We start from the raw sequence: 21,633 nt of genomic DNA on the forward strand, positions 1-21,633 counted from the left end.
GGAGCTGATCTTTGTATTTCGACATGGGGAAGGGTATGTGGCCGCCTTGCTGGAAGCTTACCCTAGAGGAAGGAAACCCGCGTGGACATGGTGTAGTCACTCTGTAGTCACTACCCCAGAAACGACGAAGGGCTAGCCGAAGCTAACCCTTTGAAAAATATGGTGGCTACACCGGGACTTGAACCTGGGACATCAGCATTATGAATGCTGCGCTCTAACCGACTGAGCTATGTAGCCAACGTGGCGCGCATTTTCCGCGTCTCGCCTACCGCTGTCAACCCCAGATCATCGATAAATTTACGTTTTATCAAGCGGTTAGGCTTCGGTGGTGGTAACGCCCGCTACAGCTCGCTTCTGAGCCTGCGGCACAGCTTTGAACCGCTCGAACGGCGCTTGCGGGGCGATCGGGCGATGCCGGAAAATTCGTCGGCAATCGGCTGCAGCGCCGCCGCGCTGGCCCATGAACCAGGAGAACACCTTGAGAGCGAGAGACGACTTCGACGATCTGCGTGCGGAACGCGATGTGCCCACTCATTATCGGCACGAGCCCAACCGCTTCGCCGGGCTGTGGAAGCAGATCGCGATTGGGATCGTGGTCGGCTACAGCGTGCTGGGCATCATCAGCGCGGTTGTCTGGATGCTTGTGGCCCAGGTCGCACTGAGCAGCCTGTCGATCACCCTACCCTAACGTCCGCACCACTGCCCCTCACAGGGCACACCGTCGTTGTCACCGTCCATTCTGGTGCCAGGGCAGTTGCTCAGAAAGAAAATGGCTTCGGCACAGGAGGTCATCTGCGAGCAATGAGTGCGGCCATCGCAGCGGTATGGGTTGCCGGCGACCTGGGCAGCTGGTTGGCTGATGGAAGACGACGGGCGCAGGCTGTCGAGCGAGAAAGCCGAGCCTGGCTGGGTGACCACCGGGTTGCCCATTACCGAGCCGTCGTTGGCGATGTTGCTGATCACCGGGCTGCCGGGTTTGCTCAGGTAGAACTGCCAGAAGGCTGCACCGAGCAGCAGCATGACGAGCAGCTTTTTCATCGCGCGATCCTTGCTTGGCCTGTAATGGCTGACAGTATCGTCGTGCTCGGAATCCTTGGCGAGACTTGAGCACTGGCGCTCTTGCCATCCCCTGCCGGCCTCTGCATCCTGCGCCATTGTTTTCGCTCAGAGCCCGTCATGACGCCTATCCAGAATCTCGGCCTGGCACTATTCGTGCTGCTGTCCATCGGTATCGCCATCGGTCACAAGACCGAATGTGCAGATGGCCGAGTGGTGGAAACCTACCTGGCCAAGGGGCTGGCTTCGCAATTGCTCGGCCATGACCTGTGCCAACAACCCTGAATCCAAAGCTCATTAAGGAAGATGTGATGAAGAAATTCGCCTCGCTCGTCAGCTTCACCCTGCTGGGTGCCTGCGCCAATCTGGGTTCGCAGCCGCCGGTGCCGGTCACTTCGCCTGTGGTGCAGGCGTTTCGCGACATCTGTCTGCAGACGGCGCCAAGCTTCGCCGAGGCGCACAGCGTGGCGCGCCAGCACGGCGTCAGCGAAGTCACCGACATGGGCTTTGCCACCATCGGCTTCAATGCCGACAAGAGCCTGGGCATCCAGGTCAAGGCCGGTCATGAGTGTGTGGTCACCAGCGAGGTGCAGGAGGATGCGACCCTGACCCGCCAGTTGCTGACTGCCGCGGCGGTGAGCGCAGGCACCACGGTGCCGAGTCGGGTGCCAGTGAAAATGATGATTGCCGGGCAGCAGTTCATCCTGATGCACGACCGCAAGGGCGGCGAAGCCTTTGTGATGCTCAAGCCGGAGTAGCCGGCTCATCACTTGCGCCCCATGCGCCGGTGACCTTCCTTCGAGTGCCTGGGCCAAGGCTGGTGCGCGGTGACGGCGCGCCAATCCGGGTTGGCCGAGTACAGCCCCCAAGGGTCGGAAACCCAGGGCGGCGCGGTTTCGCCGATACTGTCATCGACGTAGATGTCGCGAGTGGGGTGGTAGATGCTGCTGTTATAGGCACCGTAGCGGGTGTAGACGACCGTACGTCCAACCCACTTCTCTTGCACGATGCATGGCACATCGTGCCGACCGACCACGCCAACCAACGCGCGGTCGATTTCCGTTACCACCATGAATGCCTGCACGATGCTGTCCGGGTACACCGCGAGCATCTTGCCGCGCTGCAGGCCATGCAGCGCCTCCACCTCCTCGCTGGTGGCGAGGAATTTGTGGCCGACCATGCCGTTCTGCAAAACCGGCAGAACGCGATCCAGAATGGCCTGGCCAAACCGCGCATTGCCACTGACGTGAAGCTTCCAGCCTTCGTCGGCGATATCCAGCCGATCCGTGAACCACATCCATCCGGACAGGCTTGAGTAGTTTCCGGTATAGGTGAAAGCAGGCATGACGAGCCCTCCTGATTGGCCATGAACGACAGCACTGAAGTTCGAAGGCTAGTCAAGGAGCGGCAGCCCGGCCAGAAGCGCCGCCGAAGGGCGCTTGGAAGTCAGGCCTTACTCGGCCGGGTCGCCAGCAGCAGGCCGCCGAAGATCATCGCGGCGCCAAGCCAGTGATAGAGCTGCAGGCTCTCGTTCAGCAGCACCCAGCCCAGCAGCGCGGTGAACACCGGCATCAGGTAGTTGGTCAGCGCGGCCTTGGCGGCGCCGACCACGCGGATGCCGTGGTTCCAGGCCAGGTAGGCCAGCAGCGAGGCGAACACGGCGGTGTAGGCGATGGCCGAGAGGTTGGCGACGTTCAGCGCCAGCTGCACGCCCTGCGCCAGTTCGTACAGGTAGAACGGCAGAATCAGCGGTACCCCAAGCAGGATGAACACGCCCAGCAGGGCCAGCGGCGGAATAGGCTGCAGGTAGGCGGCCCAGCGCCGCAGCAGCAGCGAATACAACGCCCAGTCCACCACGGCGAGCAACATGATCAGGTCACCCTGATTGAACGACAGGCTGGCCAGACGGCTCCACTGTCCCTGACTGATCAGCACCGCCAGGCCCACCACCGCCACCAGCATGCCCCACCAGGCGCGGCGTGCCGGCCATTCGTTGAGCAATAGCCCGGCGCCGATGAAGGTCACCAGCGGCAGGCAGGTGTTGACCAGCGAGATATTGATCGCCGCGGTGGTTTGCGCGGCGCTGTAGAGCAGCGAATTGTAGCCCGCGATGCCCAGGCCACCGAGCACCAGCAAGCGCCAGCCGGCCTTGGCCACGGCCGCACGATGGCGCCACAGCGGCACGGCCACGAATGGCAGCAGCAGCGCTAACGCCAGGCACCAGCGCCAGAACGACAAGGTGAACGGCGCGATCTCACCGGCGAAGGCACGCGCCACCAGGGCATTGCCGGACCAGCAGAGATTGGCCAGCAACAAGCCGAAGAAAGCCAGCGAGCGGGAATGGTTGAGTGCGTTCATAAAGCAAGCGCCACCCCTACAGGGCGGCGTTTATCTGAAAGGGGTTTGGCCGGTTGTGCGCGGTCACCGAGCGGGGAATGCTGAGCGATCATTGCGTAGCTTCCGAATAGACGGCTTTGCACCATACGGAGGCATTGGAAGCTTGGCAAGGTCGCAGGAGGCATGCGCAGGACGCGCCGGACGCACTAGCCTGGGACCCATGTCAGTTTTCCAGCGTGGCCGACCGCCCATTGAAGCGCATGCGCATTGACGCCAGGCCTCGTAGCGTCCAATCAACCAAGGGCGCCATACACGCGCAAAGGAGAGCCTCACGGCTAGAGGCTGCTACAGCGCACCTTACGCAAACACCTCCAGCCGGCGAACCAGCGAGATACCCTCAGGGCTGAGCTCGGCGCCGTAGGCCAGCACTTCCACACCCGCCGCTCTGGCTTCGCGCAGACCGGCGGCGTAGGCCGGATCGATGTCCTCCGCAGCCCGCACGGCGACGATGCCGGACAGATTCACGCAGTACAGCAGCACGGTACGTACACCTAGGCGCGACAGGGCGGCCAGCTCACGCAGGTGCCGGGCGCCACGCAGCGTCACCGCATCGGGAAAGGCCGCCACGTCGCTGCCATCGAAGCCCAGCGTCACGCTCTTGACCTCGACAAAGACCGGCCCGCTCGGATAATCCAGGCGAAAATCGGCGCGGCTGTTCTCCACACCATAGGGCACCTCGCGCTTGAGCGCGGTGAAGCCGGCCAGCTCGGTGATCAGCCCGGCACGCAGCGCTTCCTCCACCAGGGCATTGGCTCGCGCGGTGTTGATGCAGGCCAGGCGCCCTTGCGGCGTTTCGCTGATTTCCCAACTGCCCGCCAGCTTGCGCTTGGGATCGTTGCTGCGGCCGAACCACACCCGACAACCCTCGCTCATGCAGTTGAGCATCGAACCGGTGTTGGCGCAGTGAATGGTCATCGGCTCGCCGCTGGCGGTCTCGATATCGGCGAGAAAGCGCTTGTAGCGGCGTAGCAGGCGGCCTTCTTCCAACGGCGGATCAAAGCGCATCGGGGTTCCAGCTCTTCAAGCCGCGGGCGATGCGTTCGACCGCCTGCTGCAGGCGGTCGATGTTCTGCGTGTAGGCAAAGCGCACATGATGCCCGGCCTGGTAGCGACCGAAATCCAGGCCCGGGGTAAACGCCACGTGCTCGGTTTCGATGAAGTGGCGGCAGAAGGCGAAGGCATCGCCACCGAAGGCGCTGATATCGGCATATAGATAGAAGGCGCCCTCGGGCGTGGCGGCGATGCCGAAGCCCAGCTCGCGCAGGGCCGGTAGCAGATAGTCGCGGCGGCGCTGAAACTCGTGGCGACGCTCTTCGAGGATGGCCAGGGTCGCGGGCTCGAAGCAGGCCAGCGCGGCATGCTGAGCCATGCTCGGCGCGCTGATGTAGAGGTTCTGCGCCAGCTTCTCCAGCTCAGGCACGGCGTTCTCCGGCGCCACCAGCCAACCCAGGCGCCAGCCCGTCATGCCGAAATATTTGGAGAAACTGTTGAGCACGAAGGCCTCGTCATCTACCTCCAGCACGCTGGCGGCGTCGCAACCGTAGGTCAGGCCGTGGTAGATCTCGTCCACCACCAGATGGCCACCGCGCTGCTTGATGCAGCCGGCCAGGGCGGCCAGTTCATCCTTGTGCAGCAGGGTGCCGGTGGGGTTGGCCGGCGAGGCGACCAGCGCCCCGACGCTGCTCGAATCCCAGTACCGCTCGACCAGTTGCGGGGTCAGCTGATAACGCACGTCGGGGCCGACCGGCACCAGCTGTGCGGCGCCTTCCACCAGGCGCAGGAAGTGACGGTTGCAGGGATAACCGGGGTCGGCGAGCAACCAGTGCTTGCCCGGATCGACCAGCAGGCTGGCCGCCAGCAGCAGCGCACCGGAACCGCCCGGGGTGACCAGAATGCGCTGGGGGTCTACGCTCAAGCGGTAACGCTCGGCGTAGAAGCCGGCGATGGCCTCGCGCAGCTGCGGCAGGCCACGCGCGGCGGTATAGCGGGTATGCCCGGCAGCCAGGGCCGCCTGGCCGGCGCGGATGATCGGCTCTGCCGTGGTGAAGTCCGGCTCGCCGATTTCCAGGTGGATGACGTCGTGACCGGCGGCCTGCAGCTCGTTGGCGCGGGCCAGCAGGGCCATCACATGAAAGGGTTCGATGGCGCGACTGCGCGCACTGTAGAGCTGAGCCATGGGCCTGCCTTCACGGTTGCAAGGCGCGGATTCTAGCAGGGCAGGCGCGCGCCTCGGCAGGGGTCGTGCAGGCCGTTTCGCTTGCGGCCCGTGCTCATGCAGCTTTCGTTCACACCCTGGGCGAAGCAGAGACAACCGGGAGTAGCGCGCCCCGATTCGATCTGGTAAGTTCGCCCGCTTGCAGCCGCAGGGCCGGACAACCGCCTGGCAATGGAATAACCTGCGCGATGGATTCGAAAGAGTGAGAGGCGTCATCCATGCCCACAAAAGAAAAAGCCAAAAGCACCAGCCAGCTGATTCGTGGTTTCGAGCCTTATCAAGAGAAGAAAGGCGAGGAATACATGAGCGAGCCGATGCGCGCTCACTTCACCAGCATCCTCAACAAGTGGAAGCTGGAGCTGATGCAGGAAGTCGACCGTACCGTGCACCACATGCAGGACGAAGCGGCCAACTTCCCCGATCCGGCCGACCGCGCCAGCCAGGAAGAAGAGTTCAGCCTGGAGCTGCGTGCCCGTGATCGCGAGCGCAAGCTGATCAAGAAGATCGACGAGACCCTGCAGCTGATCGAAGACAACGAGTACGGCTGGTGCGACTCCTGCGGCGTCGAGATCGGCATTCGCCGCCTCGAAGCCCGCCCGACCGCGACCCTGTGCATCGACTGCAAGACGCTGGCGGAAATCAAGGAAAAGCAGATCGGTTCCTGATCTGACGACGGGGCGCTTAGGCGCCCCGCTCTGTTTCTGGCCTTCGCTTCATGAACACAGCCTATATCGGGCGCTTCGCCCCCACGCCCAGCGGCTATCTGCACTTCGGCTCGCTGGTCGCCGCCCTCGCCTCCTACCTCGATGCCCGCGCCGTTGGCGGCCGCTGGCTGCTGCGCATGGAGGATCTCGACCCACCCCGGGAGGTACCCGGCGCCCAGGATGCGATCCTGCGCACCCTGGAGTGCTACGGTTTCGAGTGGGATGGCGAGTTGGTGCGCCAGAGTGAGCGGCACGCCGAATACGCCGCCGTGATCGCCCGCCTGCTCAGTCAGGGCCTGGCCTATGCCTGCATCTGCTCACGCAAGCAGCTGGAAGGCTACGCCGGTATCTACCCGGGGTTCTGCCGCGATGCCGGCCACCCCGACCAGGACGCGGCGATCCGCCTGCGCGTGCCCGAGCTGGCCTATCACTTCGTCGACCGCGTGCAGGGCGAATTTCGCCAGCACCTGGGGCGCGAGGTGGGCGACTTCGTCATTCGCCGGCGCGACGGCCTGTTCGCCTATCAGCTGGCGGTAGTGCTGGACGATGCCTGGCAGGGTGTCACCGATGTGGTGCGCGGTGCCGACCTGCTCGACTCCACGCCGCGCCAGCTGTATCTGCAGGAGCTGCTCGGGCTGCCACAACCGCGCTACCTGCACGTGCCGCTGATCATCCAGCCCGATGGCCACAAGCTGGGCAAGAGCTACCGCTCGCCACCGCTGCCCGCCGACCAGGCCGGACCTCTGCTGCTGCGCGCCCTGCGTGCCCTGGGCCAGCAACCGCCCACCGAACTGCAAGGCGCCGCTCCGGCCGAGCTGCTGAGCTGGGGCCGCGCCAACTGGGACGCCACGCGCATTCCGCGCAGCCGCACCCTGGCAGAAGCGCAATTGAGGTAGGGTGCGCCGCGCGCACCAGTGCCTTGAGAAAACCTCGCACGGCCTCGGTGCGCACGGCGCACCCTACCCCGGCTTCAAGTTTGTGGCTTGAAACGCGCGGCATCCTTTACCATCGCGGCATCGTTCGACGAGATGCCACATGTATATCTACCGACTGGTTCTGATCCTGGTGGTGGGGATCTACCTGTTCTCCCCAGCCATCATGGACTGGTGGATCGACCCCAACGGCGCGTGGTATCGGCCCTATCTGCTGTGGCTGATCCTGATCGTCGTCACCTTCATTCTTCAGAGCCAACGCGATGCTGACGAGCTTTAGCCTGAGCGAACTGATCCTGATCAGCGCCGGCTATCTGCTGGTGCTGTTCGGCGTTGCCTGGGTCAGCGAACACGGTCTGATCCCGCGTTGGATCATCCGCCATCCGCTGACCTACACCCTGTCACTGGGCGTCTACGCCAGCGCCTGGGCCTTCTACGGCACGGTGGGCCTGGCCTATCAGTACGGCTACGGCTTTCTTGCCAGCTACCTCGGGGTGTCCGGTGCCTTCCTGCTGGCACCGGTGCTGCTTTATCCGATCCTGCGCATCACCCGCACCTACCAGTTGTCGTCGCTGGCCGACCTGTTCGCCTTCCGCTTTCGCAGCACCTGGGCGGGTGTGCTGACCACTCTGTTCATGCTGATCGGCGTACTGCCGCTGCTGGCCCTGCAGATTCAGGCGGTGGCCGACTCCATCGGCATCCTCAGCCGCGAGCCGCTGCAGGAGAAGGTGGCGCTGAGCTACTGCGGGCTGATCATCCTCTTCACCATTCTCTTCGGCGCACGCCATATCGCCACGCGCGAGAAACACGAGGGTCTGGTGTTCGCCATCGCCTTCGAATCGCTGGTCAAGCTGGTCGCCCTCGGCGTCATCGGCTGGTATGCGCTGTACCAGGTGTTCGGCGGCCCACGTGAACTGGAACTGTGGCTGGTGCAGAACCAGGCGGCGCTGGCCACGCTGCACACGCCGCTGCAGGAAGGTCCGTGGCGCACCCTGCTGCTGGTGTTCTTCGCCTCGGCCATCGTCATGCCGCACATGTATCACATGACCTTCACCGAGAACCTCAATCCACGCGCCATGGTCAGCGCCAGCTGGGGCCTGCCGCTGTTCCTGCTGCTGATGAGCCTGGCCGTGCCGCTGATCCTCTGGGCCGGCCTCAAGCTCGGCGCCACCACCAACCCGGAATACTTCACCCTGGGCCTGGGCATCGCGGTGAACAGCGAGGCGCTGGCGCTGCTCGCCTATGTCGGCGGCCTGTCGGCTTCCAGCGGCCTGATCATCGTCAGCACCCTGGCACTGTCCGGCATGGCGCTGAACCACCTGGTGCTGCCGCTGTACCAGCCACCGGCCGAAGGCAACATCTACCGCTGGCTGAAGTGGACCCGCCGCGCGCTGATCGCCTTCATCATCATGGCCGGTTACGGCTTCTACCTGCTGCTCGGTGCCCAGCAGGACCTGGCCAACCTGGGCATCGTCGCCTTCGTCGCCACCCTGCAGTTCCTGCCTGGCGTGCTCTCGGTGCTGTACTGGCAGACGGCCAATCGCCGCGGTTTCCTCGCCGGGCTGCTGGCCGGAATCAGCGTCTGGGCGCTGACCATGCTGCTGCCGCTGCTGGGCAATCTGGAAGGCTTCTACCTGCCGCTGTTCAACGTGGTCTACGTGCTCGACGACGCCAGCTGGCACCTGGCGGCGATCGCCTCGCTGGCCGCCAACGTGCTGGTGTTCACCCTGGTTTCGCTGTTCACCGAAGCCAGCCCCGAGGAAAAGAGCGCCGCCGAAGCCTGCGCGGTGGACAACGTGCGCCGCCCGCAGCGCCGCGAACTGGTGGCGGTATCGCCACAGGACTTCGCCGCCCAGCTGGCCAAACCGCTGGGCGCCAAGACCGCCCAGCGCGAGGTGGAGCAGGCCCTGCGCGACCTGCACCTGCCCTTCGACGAGGGCCGCCCCTACGCGCTGCGTCGCCTGCGCGACCGCATCGAAGCCAACCTCTCCGGCCTGATGGGACCGAGCGTGGCGCAGGACATCGTCGAGACCTTCCTGCCCTACAAATCCGGCAGCGAGGGCTACGTCACCGAGGACATCCACTTCATCGAAAGCCGCCTGGAGGATTACCAGTCGCGCCTCACCGGCCTGGCCGCCGAACTCGACGCGCTGCGCCGCTACCACCGCCAGACCCTGCAGGAACTGCCGATGGGCGTGTGCTCGCTGGCCAAGGATCAGGAGATCCTGATGTGGAACCGGGCCATGGAAGAGCTCACCGAGATTCCCGCGCAGCGCATCGTCGGCTCGCGCCTGTCGGCCCTGGCCGAACCCTGGCAGAGCCTACTGCAGGATTTCATCGAGCGTCCTGATCAACACCTGCACAAACAGCACCTGGCCGTCGATGGCCAGATCCGCTGGCTCAACCTGCACAAGGCCGCCATCGACGAGCCGCTGGCCCCCGGCAATAGCGGCCTGGTGCTGCTGGTCGAGGACCAGACCGAAACCCAGATGCTCGAAGACAAGCTGGTGCACTCCGAGCGCCTGGCCAGCATCGGCCGCCTGGCTGCCGGCGTGGCCCACGAGATCGGCAATCCCATCACCGGCATCGCCTGCCTGGCGCAGAACCTGCGTGAAGAGCGCGAGACCGACGCCGAGCTGGCCGAAATCAGCGGGCAGATACTGGAACAGACCAAGCGCGTCTCGCGCATCGTCCAGTCGCTGATGAGCTTCGCCCACTCCGGGGGCCACCAGCATAGCGACGAGCCGGTGTGCCTGGCCGACGTGGCCCAGGACGCCATCGGCCTGCTGTCGCTGAACAAGCGCAACTTCGAGATCCAGTTCTACAACCTCTGCGACCCGGAACACTGGGCCGAGGGCGATCCGCAGCGTCTGGCGCAGGTGCTGATCAACCTGCTGTCCAACGCCCGCGACGCCTCGCCACCCGGCGGCGCCATCCGCGTGCGCAGCGAGGCCAGCGAACATACCGTCGACCTGATCGTCGAGGACGAAGGCAGCGGCATTCCCAAGGCGATCATCGATCGCCTGTTCGAGCCGTTCTTCACCACCAAGGACCCCGGCGAGGGGACCGGCCTGGGCCTCGCGCTGGTCTATTCGATCGTGGAAGAGCATTATGGACAAATAACAATCGACAGCCCGGCCGACCCCGAGCGCCAACTGGGCACTCGCATCAGGGTCACCCTGCCAAGGCATGTCGAGGCGACGTCCGTAGCGATGTAAACAGCGAGAGAGGGTGCCAGCGGCACCTCCGTGACCGTCGAGAGACCGAATTGATGCCACATATTCTTATCGTCGAAGACGAAACCATTATCCGCTCTGCCTTGCGCCGCCTGCTCGAACGCAATCAGTACCAGGTCAGCGAAGCCGGCTCGGTACAGGAGGCCCAGGAGCGCTACAGCATTCCCACCTTCGACCTGATCGTCAGCGATCTGCGCCTGCCCGGCGCCCCCGGCACCGAACTGATCAAGCTGGCCGAAGGCACGCCGGTGCTGATCATGACCAGCTACGCCAGCCTGCGCTCGGCGGTGGACTCGATGAAGATGGGCGCGGTGGACTACATCGCCAAACCCTTCGACCACGACGAGATGCTCCAGGCCGTGGCCCGCATCCTGCGCGACCGCCAGGAAGCCAAGAGCGCACCGGCGCCAGCTGCCGCCGGCAACGCGCGCAGTGGCAGTGCCGAGAAGACGGCAGACAACGCCAACGGCGAGATCGGCATCATCGGCTCCTGCGCCGCCATGCAGGAGCTCTACAGCAAGATTCGCAAGGTCGCCCCCACCGACTCCAACGTGCTGGTGCAGGGCGAATCCGGAACCGGCAAGGAGCTGGTGGCGCGTGCCCTGCACAACCTCTCCAAGCGCGCCAAGGCGCCGCTGATTTCGGTGAACTGCGCGGCCATTCCGGAAACCCTGATCGAGTCCGAACTGTTCGGCCACGAGAAAGGCGCCTTCACCGGCGCCAGCGCCGGACGCGCCGGCCTGGTGGAAGCGGCCGATGGCGGCACCCTGTTCCTCGACGAGATCGGCGAACTGCCGCTGGAAGCCCAGGCGCGCCTGCTGCGCGTGCTGCAGGAAGGCGAGATTCGCCGGGTCGGCTCGGTGCAGTCGCAGAAGGTCGACGTACGCCTGATCGCCGCCACTCACCGCGACCTCAAGACCCTGGCCAAGACCGGCCAGTTCCGCGAAGACCTCTACTACCGCCTGCACGTCATCGCCCTGAAGCTGCCGGCGCTGCGCGAGCGCGGCAGCGACGTCAGCGAAATCGCCCAGGCCTTTCTGGTGCGCCAGTGCACGCGCATGGGGCGCGAGCCTCTGCGCTTCGCCCAGGATGCCGAACAGGCCATCCGCCATTATCCCTGGCCGGGCAACGTGCGCGAGCTGGAGAACGCCATCGAGCGCGCGGTGATCCTCTGCGAGGGCGCGGAGATTTCTGCCGACCTGCTGGGCATCGACATCGAGCTGGACGATCTGGACGATGACGACTTCGGCCTGCCCGCGGTAGCCGGCCAGAGCGCCGGCAACAGCCACGAACCGACCGAGGACCTGTCGCTGGAGGACTATTTCCAGCACTTCGTCCTCGAACATCAGGATCACATGACCGAAACCGAGCTGGCGCGCAAGCTGGGCATCAGCCGCAAGTGTCTGTGGGAACGTCGCCAGCGCCTGGGCATCCCGCGGCGCAAATCCGGCGTGACCAGTGGGCCTTGACGTCGCATCCAGGATGACAACCTCATCCTGCGCAGGTTCTACAGGTTGTTACCGAACCAATATCTCGTAACAAAAGCCGGGTCTAAAGGTAACGGAAACCCGGCTTTTTTCTACCCTCCCGATCACGTCGCATTGCCGCAAACCCTTGATTTAAAAGGAATCGCAAAAACTGGCACGGCATCTGCTTTATCTCTGGCACAACAACAATAACAAGCAATGCCCTACACAATAAGAACAAGACGCAACGACTCCAGAACAACAAAAACAACAAGGACGGAGGCGCAGCTAACTGATTCTTTTGGAGAGGAGTTGCCGCAAGGGGTTCTGCCCCTGCAACCAGACCGAGAACAACAAAACTGCCTTCAGGCAGCACCCGAACTGGTTGATTAATGGCAGCATCAGCGTCCAAAGAAATCCGTTTGCTATTGGCTCCCCACTCTAGGGAGCACCCGGTGAGCCACGGCGAGCCGGGAAGGGCCAAACAACAAGAACAACAGGCCCTCAATAACAACAAAAACAAAGCACGCACCAACTTGGGGGGGAGCTTCGGCTCCCCCAGTAGCTTCCGCTCCACGGATCCCCGCCTGCCGCTTTACACATCTTCTCCCGACACGATGCTAGAATCCGCAGCAAACATGCGGTCATCGTTTCGCAGACCGTTGAAAAACATTGACGAGGCAGCCAGAACACGGCCAGCACAACCGCGATCGCGATATCTACCTGAAGTGGATGAGCACCGAGGAAATGCTTCCAGCGCCGAGTTGCCGATGCAGGCTGTTTTTCAACCTGCGAGCCTGATCGGTCACCTCCCCACACAGTGCATCCCATGCTGAAGAAGCTGTTTACGTCTTTTCGCTCGCCCCTGCGCCGCGCGCCACGTCCTCGCAGCACGCCCGAAGTGCTGAGCAGCCGTCAACACCCGATCAATCGCAACGAGATCAGCCGTCACGCCATCAGCGTGGTCGAGCGCTTGCAGAAGGCCGGTTATCAGGCCTATCTGGTCGGCGGCTGCGTGCGTGACCTGCTGCTGGACATCGACCCCAAGGACTTCGACGTGGCCACCAGCGCCACGCCCGAGCAGGTGCGCGCCGAGTTTCGCAACGCCCGCGTCATCGGCCGCCGGTTCAAGCTGGTTCATGTGCACTTCGGCCGCGAGATCATCGAAGTGGCCACCTTCCGTGCCAACCACCCGCAAGGCGAGGAAGAGGAGAACAGCAACCAGGCCGCGCGCCACGAAAGCGGGCGCATCCTGCGCGACAACGTCTACGGCACCCTGGAGGACGACGCCCAGCGTCGCGACTTCACCATCAATGCGCTGTACTACGACCCGACGCAGGAGCACATCCTCGATTACGCCCGCGGCATGCATGACGTGCGCAATCACCTGGTACGCCTGATCGGCGATCCGGAACAGCGTTACCTGGAAGACCCGGTGCGCATGCTGCGTGCGGTGCGCTTCGCCGCCAAGCTGGACTTCGACATCGAGAAGCACAGCGCCGCGCCGATCCGCCGCCTGGCCCCGATGCTGCGCGACATCCCGGCAGCGCGTCTGTTCGATGAGGTGCTCAAGCTGTTCCTGGCCGGTTACGCCGAGTACACCTTCGATCTGCTGCTCGAACACGACCTGTTCGCCCAGCTGTTCCCGGCCAGCGGCGAGGCGCTCAAGCGCAATCCCGAGTACACCGAGAAGCTGATCCGCGAAGCGCTGATCAACACCGATGACCGTATCCACGACGGCAAGTCGGTCACCCCGGCCTTCCTCTTCGCCGCCCTGCTCTGGCCAGCCCTGCCGGCCCGTGTGCTGCATCTGCAAAGCAAGGGCATGCCGCCGATTCCGGCGATGCAGGAAGCGGCCCACGAGCTGATCACCGAGCAGTGCCAGCGCATTGCCGTACCCAAGCGCTTCACCATTCCCATCCGCGAAATCTGGGACATGCAGGAGCGCCTGCCGCGACGTAGCGGCAAGCGTGCCGACCTGCTGCTGGAAAACCCGCGCTTTCGCGCAGGTTATGACTTCCTGCTGCTGCGCGAGCGCGCTGGCGAAGACACCGAAGGCCTGGGCGACTGGTGGACCGACTATCAGGAAGCCAGCGACAGCCAGCGTCGGCAGATGATCCGCGATCTGGCCGGCAAACCGGAGGCGGCAGGCAGCGCACCGCGCAAACGCCGCCGCAGCGGCGGCAAACGCAAGCGCGGCGGTGAGAGCAGCGGCGAATGATGGAGCGGGTGTACGTCGGCCTCGGCAGCAATCTCGCCGAGCCGCTGCAGCAGTTGCGCAGCGCCCTCGCCGCGCTCGGTGAGCTGCCGCAAACGGCCCTGGTCGCTCACTCTTCCTTCTATGCCAGCGACCCGCTCGGCCCGCCGGACCAGCCACGCTACGTCAACGCCGTGGCGGCGCTGGATACCGAGCTGCAACCCTGGGAACTGCTCGACGCCCTGCAGCGCATCGAGCAGGAGCAGGGCCGCGTGCGCAAGGCCGAACGCTGGGGGCCGCGCACGCTGGATCTGGATATCCTGCTGTTCGGTGCCAGGCTGATCGACGACGAGCGCCTGTGCGTGCCGCACTACCATATGCACGCCCGCCCCTTCGTGCTCTACCCGCTGGCCGAGCTCGCAGCCGAGCTGCAGCTGCCGGATGGCCGCAGCCTCGCCACCCTCCTTGCCGCCTGCCCCTTTACCGGCCTGGAACGTCTGCCGGAATAGCGCGGCCCACGGTTGCAACACCGCCTCCACCGCGCCCCGTACCGATTCTCCTGCTACCCGACGCCAGCCCGCGCCGGCTCTAGCCCAGGCCGCTTCCGTCTACATTGGCGGTAACGCCAGTAACAGGGCGGTAACACCCGCAATTGACTTCACGCCCCCCCATCAGGACTATAGGCGTCCCGTCGCCCCGCGCCGGGCGCACCTTTATGCCAATCCAGGCCGGATTGCAGCCGGATAGAAGCGGTATACCGAGCCTGAGCGAGGACCCTTGAAATGCCTGACGTTACCCTGACCACACTGCAGAGCCTCAAGCAAGGCGGTGACAAGATCGCGATGCTGACCTGCTACGACGCCACCTTCGCCCGTGCGGCCTGCCAGGCTGGCGTCGATGTGCTGCTGGTCGGCGACTCCCTGGGCATGGTCCTGCAGGGTCACGACAGCACCCTGCCGGTCAGCGTCGAGGAAATGGCCTACCACACTGCCTGCGTGAAACGCGGCAATCAGGGCGCGCTGATCCTGACCGACCTGCCCTTCATGGCCTACGCCACGGCCGAACAAGCCATGAACAACAGCGCCCGGCTGATGCAGGCCGGCGCCCACATGGTCAAGCTGGAAGGCGCCGGCTGGCTGGCCGAACCGATCCGCCTGCTGGCCGAACGCGGTGTGCCGGTCTGCGCGCACCTTGGCCTCACCCCGCAGGCGGTGAACATCCTCGGCGGCTACAAGGTACAGGGCCGCCAGGAAGCCCAGGCGCGGCAGATGCGTGCCGATGCCATGGCCCTGGAACAGGCTGGCGCGGCCATGCTGCTGCTCGAATGCGTGCCCAGCGAGCTGGCGGCGGAAATCACCCAGGCGGTGAAGATTCCGGTGATCGGCATCGGCGCAGGCGCCGCTACCGATGGCCAGGTGCTGGTGCAGCACGACATGCTCGGCCTGTCGCTGTCCGGCCGCGCGCCGAAGTTCGTGCGCAACTTCATGGAGGGCCAGAGCAGCATTCACGGTGCTCTGAGCGCTTACGTCCAGGCGGTCAAGGACGGCAGCTTCCCTGCCGCCGAACACGGGTTCTCCGCATGAATACGGTCAAGACCCTGCGCGAGCTGCGTGCGGCCGTCGCCCAGGCACGTGCCGAGGGCAAACAGATCGGTTTCGTGCCGACCATGGGCAACCTGCATGCCGGTCACGCCTCGTTGGTGCAGATCGCCGCCCAGCGGGCCGACTTCGTGGTCGCCAGCATCTTCGTCAATCCGCTGCAGTTTGGCGCCGGCGAGGACCTGGACAAGTACCCGCGCACCCTCGCCGCCGATCAGGAGAAGCTGCTGGCGGCCGGCTGCCATCTGCTGTTCCACCCCGACGTTGCGGAAATGTACCCGCACGGCATGGGTGATCAGACCCGGGTGACGGTTCCCGGCGTCTCCGAAGGCCTGTGCGGCGCCAGCCGACCCGGCCATTTCGAGGGCGTGGCCACGGTGGTGACCAAGCTGTTCAACATGGTCCAGCCCGATCTGGCCGTGTTCGGCGAGAAGGACTATCAGCAGCTGGCCGTGATACGCGCCCTGGTGCAGGACCTGAACATGCCGATCCAGATCATCGGCGCGCCGACCCAGCGTGCCGAGGACGGCCTGGCGCTGTCCTCGCGCAACGGCTATCTGAGCGCCGAGCAACGCGCCGTCGCCCCGGCGCTGTACCGCAGCCTGCAAAGCATCGCCGAGGCGCTGCACCACGGCGCTCGGGATTATGCCCGGCTGATCGAAACCGCCCAGACGCAGCAGCGCGAGGCCGGCTTCACGCCAGACTACCTGGAGATCCGCAACGCCCTCAACCTGCGTCCGGCTCAGCTCGACGACCGCCACCTGGTGGTGCTCACCGCGGCGCATCTGGGCAGCACCCGCCTGATCGACAACCTTTTGGTTGAACTGGCGGGCCAGTAGCTGCATCCAAAGCCAGGCGGTTAAACTCGCGAGGCCCGGTCGCACCGGGCCTTTTGCTTTCCCGGATCAGGAGTTCCGATGGCCTACTACCAGCAGCCGCACGACATCACTCGCCTGCCCGCCTGGCAAGCCCTGCAGCAACATCGCGCCGAGATGGCCGGCTTCAGCATGCGCGAAGCCTTCGCCGGCGATCCCCGCCGCTTCCAGCGCTTTTCCCTCGACAGCTGCGGCCTGCTGCTGGACTACTCGAAGAACCTGATCACCGAAAAAAGCCTCGAGCTGCTGATTCAGCTGGCGGAACAGGCCGACCTGCACGAGGCCATCGCGGCCCTGTACAACGGCGAGCGGGTCAATGCCTCGGAAGGCCGCGCCGCGCTGCACACGGCGCTGCGCAGCCCCATCGGTCGCCGCCTGCTGGTCGATGGCAATGACATCATCCCCGAGGTGCACCGCGTGCTGAACCAGGTCACCGAACTGGTCAGTCGCATTCACAGCGGTCTGTGGCGTGGCTACAGCGAGAAGCCGATCAAGGAAGTGGTGAACATCGGCATCGGCGGCTCCTTCCTCGGCCCGCAACTGGTCTCCGAGGCGCTACGCCCGTTCACCCAGCGCGGCGTGCGCTGCCACTACCTGGCCAATATCGACGGCAGCGAGTTCCGCGAACTGACCGCCCGCCTCGATCCGGAAACCACCCTGTTCATCGTTTCCAGCAAGTCCTTCGGCACCCTGGAAACCCTCAAGAACACCCTGGCCGCACGCGACTGGTACCTGGCCATGGGCGGCCCGGAAGAACAGTTGCACCGTCACTTCATCGCCGTGACCAGCAACCGCAAGGCGGCCATCGAGTTCGGCATCGGCGAGGAGAACATCTTCCCCATGTGGGACTGGGTCGGCGGCCGCTACTCGCTGTGGTCGGCCATCGGCCTGCCCATCGCCCTGGCCATCGGCGTATCCAACTTCAAGGAGCTACTGGCCGGCGCCTACGCCATGGACGAGCACTTCACCCAGGCACCATTGGCCGAGAACATGCCGGTGCTGATGGCGCTGCTAGGCGTCTGGTACACCAATTTCTGGGGCGCGCAGAGCCACGCGATCCTGCCGTACGACCACTACCTGCGCAATTTCACCAAGCACCTGCAGCAGCTGGACATGGAGTCCAACGGCAAGAGCGTGCGCCAGGACGGCACGCCGCTGGACATCGCCACAGGCCCGATCATCTGGGGCGGCGTCGGCTGCAACGGCCAGCATGCCTACCACCAGCTGCTGCACCAGGGCCGCCTGCTGGTGCCGGCGGACTTCATCGTCCCGGTCAACAGCTACAACCCGCTGTCCGACCATCATCAGTGGCTGTTCGCCAACTGCCTGTCGCAGGCCCAGGCGCTGATGCAGGGCAAGACCCGCGAGGAGGCCGAGGCCGAGCTGCGCGCCAAGGGGCTGAGCGAAGACGAGGTGCAGCGCCTGGCGCCGCACAAGGTGATCCCCGGCAACCGGCCGAGCAACATCCTGGTGATGAACCGCATCGCGCCGTTCAACCTCGGTGCGCTGGTGGCGCTGTACGAGCACAAGGTGTTCGTGCAGAGCGCCATCTGGGGCATCAACGCCTTCGACCAATGGGGCGTGGAACTGGGCAAGGAAATGGGCAAGGAAGTCTACCAGCGCCTCACCGGCGCCAGTGGCGAACCGGCCAGCGACGCCTCCACCCAGGGCCTGATCGAGCACTTCCGTTCGCAGCATCGCGGCTGACCGCCCTGCCGCGGGCGCATGCGTGCGCCTAGCGGCAGAAGCGCTGCCAGTACTCCGCCGGCGTCACCCCCAGGGCCCGGCTGAAGGCATGCCGGAGGTTGTATGCACTTTCGAAACCGCTGCGCTACGGCGGGGCGACCCGTCGTCTGGTCGCCGCGCAGCTGGAACATGCGCCCGCCGGCTCGGTCAATCCTGTCAGGGGGCAAATCGAGTTGCATAGCCCTTGAACCTGCACGGGCTTGGATGCACCCTTGGACCTGTTGCGGACAAACAATTACAAGGACCCCGCCATGTTCGAGATCACCCGTCACCCCGTGGCCGACGCGGTGCGCCAGCGTGCACACCTGGATAACGACGCCTATCTGCGCCTGTACCAGCAGTCCGTCGAGCAACCCGATACCTTCTGGGCCGAGCAGGCCAAGGCCTTCCTCACCTGGTTCAAGCCCTGGGATCAGGTCCACAGCAGCGACCTGAAGCAGGGCCGCGCCGAGTGGTTCAAGGGCGGCCAGCTCAATGTCGCCTACAACTGCATCGACCGCCATCTGCAACAGCGCGGCGAGCAGGTCGCCATCATCTGGGAAGGCGACAACCCGGCCGAGTCGGCGCACATCACCTATAACAAGCTGCACCACAACGTCAGCCGCCTGGCCAACGTGCTCAAACGCCGCGGCGTGAAGAAGGGCGACCGGGTATGCATCTACATGCCGATGGTGCCGGAGGCGGCCTACGCCATGCTGGCCTGCGCACGCATCGGCGCGGTGCATTCGGTGGTATTCGGCGGCTTCTCCCCGGATGCCCTGCGCGATCGCATTCTCGATGCCGACTGCCGCACCGTGATCACCGCCGACGAGGGTGTGCGCGGCGGCAAGTACATCCCATTGAAGAACAACGTCGACAAGGCCCTGCAGAGCTGCCCGAACGTCTCCACCGTGGTGGTGGTCGAGCGCACCCAGGGTGACGTGGCCTGGGTGGAGGGCCGTGACCTCTGGTACCACCAGGCGCTCAAGGAGGTCGATGCCGACTGCCCGGCCGAGCCGATGGATGCCGAAGACCCGCTGTTCATCCTCTACACCTCGGGCTCGACCGGCAAACCCAAGGGCGTGCTGCATACCACTGGCGGCTATCTGCTCGGCGCGGCCATGACCCACAAGTACGTGTTCGACTACCACGAGGGCGACGTCTACTGGTGCACCGCCGATGTCGGCTGGGTCACCGGGCACAGCTACATCGTCTACGGCCCGCTGGCCAACGCCGCCACCACCCTGATGTTCGAGGGCGTGCCCAACTACCCGGATGCCTCGCGCTTCTGGCAGGTGATCGACAAGCACCAGGTCAACACCTTCTACACCGCTCCCACCGCCCTGCGTGCACTGATGCGCGAAGGCGAGGCGCCGGTCAAAGCCACCTCGCGTTCGAGCCTGCGTCTGCTCGGCACGGTGGGCGAGCCGATCAACCCCGAAGCCTGGGAATGGTATTTCCATGTGGTCGGCGACATGCGCTGCCCCATCGTCGACACCTGGTGGCAGACCGAAACCGGCTCCATCCTGATCACCCCGCTGCCCGGCGCCACCGACCTCAAACCCGGCTCGGCGACCCGCCCCTTCTTTGGCGTACAGCCGGTGCTGCTCGATGAGCAGGGCAAGGAGATCGAAGGCCCAGGCGCCGGCGTGCTGGCGATCAAGGCCAGCTGGCCGAGCCAGATTCGCAGCGTCTACGGCGATCACCAGCGCATGGTCGATACCTACTTCAAGCCCTACCCCGGTTACTACTTCACCGGCGACGGCGCGCGCCGCGACGAGGACGGCTACTACTGGATCACCGGCCGTGTCGATGACGTGATCAACGTCTCGGGGCACCGCATCGGCACTGCCGAGGTGGAAAGCGCCCTGGTGCTACACGACGCGGTGGCCGAGGCGGCGGTGGTCGGCTACCCGCATGACGTGAAAGGCCAGGGCATCTACGCCTATGTCACCCTGATGAACGGCCAGGAACCTTCCGACGAGCTGAAGAAGGATCTGCTGGCCCTGGTCGGCAAGGAGATCGGCAGCTTCGCCAAGCCGGAGCTGATCCAGTGGGCGCCGGGCCTGCCCAAGACCCGCTCGGGCAAGATCATGCGGCGCATCCTGCGCAAGATCGCCTGCAACGAGCTGGAGAACATGGGCGACACCTCGACCCTGGCCGACCCCAGCGTGGTCGACAGCCTGATCGATCAGCGCCTCAACCGCTGAGCCCACCGTAGGGTGCGCCGTGCGCACCAGGTCACTCGCCGCAGCGCATGAAGGTGCGCGCGGTGCACCCTGCGGACCTCCGCCTTGCGTCTGCCGAGCCGAGGTTCGACACTGCGCAGCATGGAAAGCCTACGTCGTCAGATCGAAAAACAGGTGCACAGCCTCACCGGCGCCTCGCTGGGCGTGCTCGACCTCGACCAGCCGCGCGGTGATGCCGGCCTGTTCGGCCCCGAGTCGATGGTCTGGGAAGTCCACGCCGACTTTACCGCGATGATGGTCGGCGGCATCTCCGCCCTGCTCCTGCAGATGCTCCATCCGCTGGCTTTGGCCGGCGTGTGGGATCACTCCACCTTTCGCCAGGACATGCTCGGCCGCCTGCGCCGCACCAGCCTGTTCATCGCCGGCACCACCTACGGCGGGCTGCACGATGCCGAACAGCTGATCGACAAGGTGCGCCGCATCCACCTGCAGGTGACCGGCAGCGCGCCGGACGGTCGCCCCTATCGCGCCAGCGATCCCGAGCTGCTGACCTGGGTGCATGTCTCCGAGGTCAGCCAGTTTCTCGCCGGCTACCTGCGCTACGTCGACCCGCAGCTGCCGGTGGCCGAGCAGGATCGCTACTACCGCGAAGTGGCGCTGATCGCCGAACGCCTCGGCGCGCAGGACGTGCCCCAATCGGCTCAGGCCATCGCCGACTATCTGCAGCGCCTGCGCCCGCAACTGCTCTGTGATGAGCGCACCCGCGAAGTGGTGCGACTGCTGTACGCCGCGCCGATGCCGAGCATTCTCGCCAAACCGTTCGGCAACCTGATGCTGCAGGCCGGCGTCGACCTGCTGCCGGACTGGGCCAGCGACCTGCTCGGCGAACAGCAGGCGGCCTGGCGCCGGCCCCTGATCCGCGCCAGCGTGCAACGCACCGCCAACGTGCTGCGCTGGGCCGTGCGCAACAGCGCTGCCCAGCGCGCGCGCCGTCGCCTGCAGCCCTAGGAGGCGTGGCTGGCCGGTCACGGTCAGCCATGCGA

20 protein-coding genes and 1 tRNA gene are annotated in these 21,633 nt (G+C 65.0%); 15 read left to right on the plus strand and 6 right to left on the minus strand.

Annotation, left to right across the window (positions count from 1 at the left end):
• Positions 1–160 precede the first annotated feature (160 nt).
• A tRNA-Met gene (locus tag N7333_RS00345) sits at positions 161–237 on the minus strand.
• A 223-nt stretch (positions 238–460) separates the two neighbouring features.
• On the opposite strand from N7333_RS00345, the gene N7333_RS00350 reads away from it, so the two are divergent.
• Positions 461–688 (plus strand): hypothetical protein, encoded by a 228-nt coding sequence (locus N7333_RS00350; protein WP_003244658.1) that lies wholly within the window; start codon positions 461–463, stop codon positions 686–688.
• Here the strand turns inward: N7333_RS00350 and N7333_RS00355 are convergent.
• On the minus strand, positions 685–1,038 hold the full coding sequence (locus N7333_RS00355; RefSeq protein ID WP_129481804.1) for an excalibur calcium-binding domain-containing protein: 354 nt from the start codon (positions 1,036–1,038) through the stop codon (positions 685–687). The genes N7333_RS00350 and N7333_RS00355 overlap by 4 nt on opposite strands.
• A gap of 138 nt (positions 1,039–1,176) precedes the next feature.
• Between N7333_RS00355 and N7333_RS00360 the strand changes: the two genes are divergently transcribed.
• Both N7333_RS00360 and N7333_RS00365 read left to right on the plus strand, forming a co-directional pair.
• The gene (locus tag N7333_RS00360) at positions 1,177–1,341 is read left to right on the plus strand and encodes a hypothetical protein (protein WP_096825672.1); all 165 of its coding nucleotides are present in this window, start codon (positions 1,177–1,179) and stop codon (positions 1,339–1,341) included.
• Positions 1,342–1,367: 26 nt separating this feature from the next.
• Positions 1,368–1,814, plus strand: coding sequence for a hypothetical protein (locus N7333_RS00365; RefSeq protein WP_129481805.1), 447 nt, complete (start codon positions 1,368–1,370; stop codon positions 1,812–1,814).
• A gap of 8 nt (positions 1,815–1,822) precedes the next feature.
• On the opposite strand, the gene N7333_RS00370 is transcribed toward N7333_RS00365, so the two are convergent.
• The 4 genes from N7333_RS00370 to N7333_RS00385 form a co-directional block, all read right to left on the minus strand.
• The gene (locus N7333_RS00370) at positions 1,823–2,401 is read right to left on the minus strand and encodes a hypothetical protein (protein ID WP_003244654.1); all 579 of its coding nucleotides are present in this window, start codon (positions 2,399–2,401) and stop codon (positions 1,823–1,825) included.
• 101 nt (positions 2,402–2,502) lie between these two features.
• Complete coding sequence (locus tag N7333_RS00375) at positions 2,503–3,414, minus strand: DMT family transporter (RefSeq protein WP_011921109.1); 912 nt, start codon at positions 3,412–3,414, stop codon at positions 2,503–2,505.
• Between the two features lie 336 nt (positions 3,415–3,750).
• Complete coding sequence (sfsA, locus tag N7333_RS00380; protein ID WP_129481806.1) at positions 3,751–4,458, minus strand: DNA/RNA nuclease SfsA; 708 nt, start codon at positions 4,456–4,458, stop codon at positions 3,751–3,753.
• On the minus strand, positions 4,448–5,629 hold the full coding sequence (locus tag N7333_RS00385) for a pyridoxal phosphate-dependent aminotransferase (RefSeq protein WP_129481807.1): 1,182 nt from the start codon (positions 5,627–5,629) through the stop codon (positions 4,448–4,450). Before N7333_RS00385 ends, sfsA begins: the two co-directional genes overlap by 11 nt.
• 257 nt (positions 5,630–5,886) lie before the next feature.
• Between N7333_RS00385 and dksA the strand changes: the two genes are divergently transcribed.
• The 12 genes from dksA to N7333_RS00445 all read left to right on the plus strand — a co-directional run bounded on the left by dksA (position 5,887) and on the right by N7333_RS00445 (position 21,598).
• A complete protein-coding gene (gene dksA / locus N7333_RS00390) occupies positions 5,887–6,333 on the plus strand; it encodes an RNA polymerase-binding protein DksA (protein ID WP_003244648.1) in 447 nt (148 codons plus the stop codon).
• A 50-nt stretch (positions 6,334–6,383) separates the two neighbouring features.
• A complete protein-coding gene (gluQRS, locus tag N7333_RS00395) occupies positions 6,384–7,268 on the plus strand; it encodes a tRNA glutamyl-Q(34) synthetase GluQRS (RefSeq protein ID WP_129481808.1) in 885 nt (294 codons plus the stop codon).
• A 139-nt stretch (positions 7,269–7,407) separates the two neighbouring features.
• Positions 7,408–7,584 carry a hypothetical protein gene (locus N7333_RS00400; RefSeq protein WP_003244646.1) on the plus strand — a complete coding sequence of 59 codons (177 nt, stop codon included), beginning with the start codon at positions 7,408–7,410 and terminating at the stop codon, positions 7,582–7,584.
• A complete protein-coding gene (locus N7333_RS00405) occupies positions 7,568–10,522 on the plus strand; it encodes a sensor histidine kinase (RefSeq protein ID WP_003244645.1) in 2,955 nt (984 codons plus the stop codon). Before N7333_RS00400 ends, N7333_RS00405 begins: the two co-directional genes overlap by 17 nt.
• Before the next feature lie 53 nt (positions 10,523–10,575).
• A complete protein-coding gene (locus N7333_RS00410) occupies positions 10,576–12,009 on the plus strand; it encodes a sigma-54 dependent transcriptional regulator (RefSeq protein WP_012019565.1) in 1,434 nt (477 codons plus the stop codon).
• Positions 12,010–12,835: 826 nt separating this feature from the next.
• On the plus strand, positions 12,836–14,227 hold the full coding sequence (locus tag N7333_RS00415; RefSeq protein ID WP_129481810.1) for a polynucleotide adenylyltransferase PcnB: 1,392 nt from the start codon (positions 12,836–12,838) through the stop codon (positions 14,225–14,227).
• Complete coding sequence (folK, locus tag N7333_RS00420; RefSeq protein WP_129481811.1) at positions 14,224–14,712, plus strand: 2-amino-4-hydroxy-6-hydroxymethyldihydropteridine diphosphokinase; 489 nt, start codon at positions 14,224–14,226, stop codon at positions 14,710–14,712. The genes N7333_RS00415 and folK overlap by 4 nt, the downstream gene beginning before the upstream one ends.
• Positions 14,713–14,985: 273 nt before the next feature.
• Positions 14,986–15,786, plus strand: a complete 801-nt coding sequence (panB, locus tag N7333_RS00425; protein WP_003244641.1) for a 3-methyl-2-oxobutanoate hydroxymethyltransferase — start codon at positions 14,986–14,988, stop codon at positions 15,784–15,786.
• On the plus strand, positions 15,783–16,640 hold the full coding sequence (panC, locus tag N7333_RS00430; protein ID WP_129481812.1) for a pantoate--beta-alanine ligase: 858 nt from the start codon (positions 15,783–15,785) through the stop codon (positions 16,638–16,640). The genes panB and panC overlap by 4 nt, the downstream gene beginning before the upstream one ends.
• A 78-nt stretch (positions 16,641–16,718) precedes the next feature.
• Positions 16,719–18,383 carry a glucose-6-phosphate isomerase gene (gene pgi / locus N7333_RS00435; protein WP_003244639.1) on the plus strand — a complete coding sequence of 555 codons (1,665 nt, stop codon included), beginning with the start codon at positions 16,719–16,721 and terminating at the stop codon, positions 18,381–18,383.
• A gap of 290 nt (positions 18,384–18,673) precedes the next feature.
• Complete coding sequence (acs, locus tag N7333_RS00440) at positions 18,674–20,611, plus strand: acetate--CoA ligase (protein WP_012019570.1); 1,938 nt, start codon at positions 18,674–18,676, stop codon at positions 20,609–20,611.
• A gap of 120 nt (positions 20,612–20,731) precedes the next feature.
• Positions 20,732–21,598: an oxygenase MpaB family protein gene (locus tag N7333_RS00445; RefSeq protein ID WP_129481813.1), complete on the plus strand. Its 867-nt coding sequence runs from the start codon at positions 20,732–20,734 to the stop codon at positions 21,596–21,598.
• The last annotated feature ends 35 nt before the right edge of the window (positions 21,599–21,633 follow it).

This window comes from Pseudomonas sp. GD04158, from assembly GCF_029834875.1.
GTDB lineage: Bacteria > Pseudomonadota > Gammaproteobacteria > Pseudomonadales > Pseudomonadaceae > Aquipseudomonas > Aquipseudomonas hydrolytica.